1 protein-coding gene is annotated in these 257 nt (G+C 47.9%); it reads right to left on the bottom strand.

The annotated features are described in order from the left end of the window. A partial coding sequence (locus SB773_RS32980; protein ID WP_410594634.1) for an MFS transporter occupies nucleotides 1-257 on the bottom strand: 257 nt, incomplete at both ends.

Below are 257 nucleotides of genomic sequence, written 5' to 3'. Positions count from 1 at the left end.
CAAAAAAGAGCGCAGGCAGCTCTTTGGAAGAAAATATCATATGAAAATCTTCACGCAGGCTGGAGCGATCCTTTTTATCTGGCGGCACAAAGTTTTCTTTTACCGTAAAAGTAATCACCAGCGTGGCAAGCAAAAGCAAGCATCCCGTGATGACAAAAATCATTCGAAAACCGATGCGCTCTGCCAAAAGCCCGCCAAACAGCGGCCCCATGATGGTTCCCGCCGTAATACAGGATTGCAGCATACCTTGTGCCCAG

Source organism: Bacillus sp. SIMBA_074 (genome assembly GCF_046534555.1).
Taxonomy (GTDB): Bacteria; Bacillota; Bacilli; order Bacillales; family Bacillaceae_G; genus Bacillus_A; species Bacillus_A mycoides.
Note: the sequence above shows the minus strand (reverse complement) of the source record. Positions and strands in the feature narration are given on the sequence as shown.